Origin of the sequence: Streptomyces sp. NPDC006265, from assembly GCF_040613555.1 — a bacterium.
GTDB lineage: Bacteria > Actinomycetota > Actinomycetes > Streptomycetales > Streptomycetaceae > Streptomyces.
Genome location: NZ_JBEXSH010000683.1, coordinates 1 through 5071, shown reverse-complemented (window position 1 = coordinate 5071; position 5071 = coordinate 1). Strand labels below are relative to the sequence as shown.

Annotated in this window: 3 protein-coding genes and 1 pseudogene; 3 read left to right on the top strand and 1 reads right to left on the bottom strand. The window is 71.0% G+C overall.

The window, feature by feature from the left end; all coding sequences use genetic code 11:
* The 3 genes and pseudogenes from ABZ281_RS37390 to ABZ281_RS37380 form a co-directional block, all read left to right on the top strand.
* Positions 1-794, top strand: a 794-nt coding sequence (locus ABZ281_RS37390; RefSeq protein WP_356662487.1) for a chitosanase, incomplete at its 5' end; no start/stop codon positions are given.
* Between the two features lie 83 nt (positions 795-877).
* Positions 878-1839: pseudogene (locus ABZ281_RS37385) on the top strand (DMT family transporter).
* Between the two features lie 58 nt (positions 1840-1897).
* Complete coding sequence (locus ABZ281_RS37380; RefSeq protein ID WP_356662486.1) at positions 1898-4147, top strand: MMPL family transporter; 2250 nt, start codon at positions 1898-1900, stop codon at positions 4145-4147.
* Positions 4148-4159: 12 nt separating this feature from the next.
* Here ABZ281_RS37380 and ABZ281_RS37375 read toward each other — a convergent pair whose 3' ends face one another.
* On the bottom strand, positions 4160-4927 hold the full coding sequence (locus tag ABZ281_RS37375) for a sulfite exporter TauE/SafE family protein (RefSeq protein WP_356662485.1): 768 nt from the start codon (positions 4925-4927) through the stop codon (positions 4160-4162).
* Between the last annotated feature and the right edge of the window lie 144 nt (positions 4928-5071).

Genomic DNA, 5071 nt, shown 5'->3' with positions numbered 1-5071 from the left:
GTCGCACCGTCCTGGCGCTGTTCGGCGCGGCCCTCGCGGCCACTCCGCTCCTGCGGCCGTCGCACGCCACGGCGTCCGTGCGAGCGATCGGGCTCGACGACCCGGCGAAGAAGGAGATCGCCATGCAGCTCGTGTCGAGCGCGGAGAACTCCTCGCTCGACTGGAAGGCGCAGTACCCGTACATCGAGGACATCGGCGACGGCCGCGGCTACACCGCGGGCATCATCGGGTTCTGCTCCGGCACCGGCGACATGCTGGACCTCGTCGAGCTCTACGCCGACCGCAAGCCCGGCAACGTCCTCCAGAAGTACCTCCCGGCCCTGCGCGAGGTCGACGGCTCCGACTCGCACGACGGGCTCGACCCCGGCTTCCCCGGCGACTGGCGCCGGGCGGCGCGGGACGCCGAGTTCCGCCGCGCCCAGGACGACGAGCGCGACCGAGTGTACTTCGACCCGGCGGTCCGGCAGGGCAAGGCGGACGGGCTGCGCGTACTGGGCCAGTTCGCCTACTACGACGCCATCGTCATGCACGGCGACGGCGGCGACCCCACGAGCTTCCGCAACATCCGCAAGCGGGCCCTGCGGGCGGCGAAGCCGCCGGCGCAGGGCGGAGACGAGGTCTCGTACCTCCACGCCTTCCTGGACGCGCGGGTGTGGGCCATGAAGCAGGAGGAGGCGCACAGCGACACGAGCCGGGTCGACACGGCCCAGCGCGTCTTCCTGAACCGGCGCAACCTCGATCTGAGACCTCCGCTGGACTGGAAGGTCTACGGCGACAGTTACCACATCGGCTGACGCCCCGGCCCGGGAAGTGGTCCACCGAGCAGGCACGGAAGTGGACCCCTTCCCGGGCCGTCCGGCTCCCTAGCGTCGCCCCCATGAACGCCACCACCACGCGCGGTGCCCTGCTCGCCGCGCTCGCCTGTGTCCTCGTCGGAGGTTCCTTCACCGCCAACAGCGTCCTGGGCGACTACCCGTACGCCGGCGGCCAGTTCCTGCGCTACGGGCCGGCCTGTCTGCTACTGGCCCCGGCTGCCGGGAAGGGCGCCGTCGACCGGCTGCGGGCCCTGACACCCCGCCAGTGGGGCCGGCTCGCCCTGCTCACGGCGGTCGGCATGGTGGTTTCAATCTGGCCGTCATCGCCGCCGAGCGCACGGCGGAACCGGCGGTGCCCGGCGTGTTCGTGGGCTGTGCGCCGGTGGTCGTCGCCGTGCTCGTCCCCCTCCTGGACAGACGTGGGCCGCAACGCACGGTGTTGTACGGGGCATTGCTCGTGGCCGTCGGCGCCTTCACGGTCCAGGGCTGGGGGCGCACGGACGGCGCGGGCATCGCCTTCTCGGTCTGCGCCCTGGCCGGGGAGGTCGGGTTCGCCGTACTCGCGGTCCCCGTGCTGCGGCCGCTCGGGCCCAGGCTGCTGTCGGCCGCGGTGTGCGCGGTCGCCGCACTGGAGTCGGCGGCGATCGGGCCGCCGGCCGACGGGGGCGCGTGGCTGCGGCGTCCCGACGGCGTGGAGACGGCCGCGCTGCTGTGGCAGGCAGTGGTGGTCACCGTCGTCGGCTTCGTGTGCTGGTACACGGGCATGCAGCGGATCGGCGCGGAACGCGCCACTCTGTTCTCCGGCCTCATCCCGGTGGCGGCGGCCTGCACCGCACCGCTCGTCGGCACGGGCTCCTACGGACTCCCGCAGGGGGCGGGCAGCGCGCTGGTCGTGCTCGGTGTGGCGCTCGGTTCGGGGGTGCTGCGGCGCGCGGGACGCGAGCGCCGTTCACGGGAGCGGACCTTTCGGGGGAACGGGCGCCCGGAGTCCCACGGCGTCCGCGTGCCTGAAATGCCGGAGTGATCCCGCGCGCATCTAATGGACGGCATTGACCTCCCGGCCGACACAGGAGACGACGCCCATGCCGCACAGCCGCGCTGGCGAAGGGGACCACAAGGCCGCGCGCAAAGGTGTGCTGCGGCGGCTGGGCGAGTGGTGCGCGCGCCACTTCGTGATCGTCATCATCGCCTGGCTGGTGGCTCTGGTGGCGCTGCAGGTCATCAGCCGCGAATTCGGGGGAGCGTACTCCGACAATTTCAGCCTGCCCCAGGCGCAGGCCCAGAAGGGCCTGGACGTGCTGAAGGCGCACGATCCCCAGGCCGGCGGCTACAGCAGCCAGATCGTACTGCACGACGACCAGCAGCCCCTGACCGCGCTGAACTCCCAGATGTCCACCACGGTCGCCGATCTGGAGAAGCTCCCGCACGTGCTGTCAGCGCAGAACCCGCTGTCCGCACCGGCCACGCCGAGCGGTCAACAGAACGTGGGGCCGCTGTCGGACGACAAGAAGACGGCCTACATCACCGTCCGTTTCAACGTGCAGCCCTCGACGCTCGGCGATGACTACCTCAACGGCGTCGACACCGCCGTGCAGCCGTTGCGGTCGGCCGGGGCGGAGGTCGAGTACGGCGGACCGCTCGGCGAGCTCGCCCGGCCGGCCGCCGACGACCGGGTGAGCGAGCTGATCGGTTTCGGCGTGGCGGTCCTCGTGCTGCTGGTCGGGTTCGGAAGCGTGATCGCCGCTGTCGTCCCGCTGCTGAGCGCGCTGATCAGCGTCGTCGGCGGTCTCGCCATCCTCGGGCTGCTGGCGGCGGCGTTCACCTTCGCAACGGTCTCACCGACCCTGGCCACGATGATCGGCCTCGGTGTCGGCATCGACTACGCCCTGTTCATGCTCACCCGGCACCGGCAGAACCTCATCGACGGCGTGGACCCGGTGCGGGCCGCGGGGCAGGCCGCGAGCACCAGCGGCCATGCCGTTCTCGTCTCGGGGTGCACGGTGATCATCGCGCTGGCGGGCCTGTCCGCGTCCGGGGTCTCCTTCATCTCCCTGCTCGGTCTCGCCGCCGCCGTCACCGTCGTCTCGGCCGTCGTCGGCGCGCTCACCCTGGTGCCGGCCCTGCTCGGCTTCATCGGCCGGCACATCGACCGCTTCCACGTGCGCTCTCCCATCGCCGAGACCGTGACCGGGGCGGGTGACACACCGCAGGGCACCTGGCACCGGTACGCGCAGCGGGTGGAGCGCAGACCGCTGTGGTTCCTGTCGGCGGGTGTCGCCATGGTCGTGGTCCTCGCGATCCCGTTGTTCTCCATCCAGCTCGGGCACATCGGTGACGGCGCCGACCCGACCTCCTTCACCGACCGGCGGGCGTACGACCTGATGGCCGACGCCTTCGGGCCCGGCTCGAACGGCCCACTCACGGTCGTCATCGACCAGACGAACGTGTCTCAGTCGCAGCGCTCAGCCCTGGCCTCGAAGGCCCAGCAGTCGCTCGACAAGGTCCAGGGCGCCGCCGTCGTCACTCCCCTGACGCCCACGCAGGACGGCGACGTCCTGATCGGCACGGTCTACTCGACCAAGTCCCCGCAGAACACCACGACCACGGACCTGACCAACCGTCTCGTCGGCGACACGCTGCCGGACGCCGTCCAGGGCACGGACGCCAAGGGGTACGTCACCGGTACGACGGCGACCCAGGTCGATTTCCGTGACATCGTCGCCTCCCAGCTGCCCGTGATCATCGCAGTCGTGGTGGGGCTGGCGTTCCTGATCATCCTGGCCGTGTTCCGGGGGCTGCTCGTCGCCGTCAAGGCCGCCGTCCTGAACGTCCTGTCGATCGCCGCGTCGTACGGGGTGGTCGTCGCGGTCTTCCAGTGGGGCTGGGGCGGTCCCGCTCTCGGGGTCCACGGCAAGGTGCCCATCGAGAGCTATGCGCCGATGATGATGTTCGCCATCGTCTTCGGCCTCAGCATGGACTACGAGATCTTCCTGCTGTCGCGTGTCCATGAGGCATGGCTCCGCACCGGGGACGCCAAGGGGTCGGTCGCGCACGCCCTGGAGATCACGGCCCGGGTCATCACCTGTGCCGCGCTGATCATGGTGAGCGTGTTCGCGGCGTTCATCGTCAGCGACAACATCGTGGTCAAGATGCTCGGGCTGGGGCTGGCCGTCAGCGTGCTCATCGACGCGACCGTCGTACGGCTGCTCATGGTGCCGGCCGTGATGACGCTGCTCGGGCGGCATGCCTGGTGGATGCCGCGGTGGCTGAACCGGGTGGTACCGCACATCGACGCCGAGGGTGCGAAGGCCGAGGCGCGTCCGGCGTCCTAGGAGGGCCGGGGGTCAGTGGAGCACCAGGTGGACGAGGGCGACGGTGCCGACCGACACGATCAGGGTCCGCAGCACGGCCGGGCTGAAGCGGCGGCCCGTTCTGGCTCCGACGAGGCCGCCGAGCGCCGATCCGGCGGCGATGAGGACGACGGCCGTCCAGTCGAAGTGGGCGAAGAACAGGAACAGCACGGCCGCGACGGAGTTGACGACGGCGGCCAGCACGTTCTTCACGGCGTTGAGCCGCTGGAGCGTCTCGTCGAGCAGCATGCCCATCAGGGAGACGTAGATGATGCCCTGCGCGGCGGAGAAGTAGCCGCCGTAGACGCTGGCCAGCGTCAGCCCGGCGAACAGCAGGGGCCCGCCGTCACGGCGCACGGGGCTGCTCCCCGCCTCACGACGTCGGCGCACCCGCTTCGCGATCCAGGGCTGGCACGCCACCAGGACCAGGGCCAGGCCCACCAGGACCGGCACGATCCGTTCGAACGCCGAGGCGGGCAGGGTCAGCAGCAGCACGGCACCCGCGAGGCCGCCCAGCACGGCGCCGATACCGAGCAGCAGGACGCGCCGCCGCTGGCCGCGCAGTTCCTCGCGGTAGCCGAAGACCGCGGTGATCGAACCGGGGACCAGGCCCAGGCCGTTGGACACCGTGGCCGTGACCGGGGGCAGTCCGGTGGCGAGCAGGACCGGAAACGTGATCAGCGTCCCCGATCCGACGACGGCGTTGACGGCCCCGGCCCCCGTGCCGGCGGCGAGCACGGCGGCCATCTCCCACGGCGTCACGCCGCCGCTCCGCCGGGTGTGCCGTTCCGGGTGAGGTTCATGGGATCACGCTAGTCCCATCCTCCGCACATGACCGGTTCGGGTGATCTGATGATGTGACCGGTACCTGGACGGGTGTGACTCGTTGAGTGGACGTGCCGATAT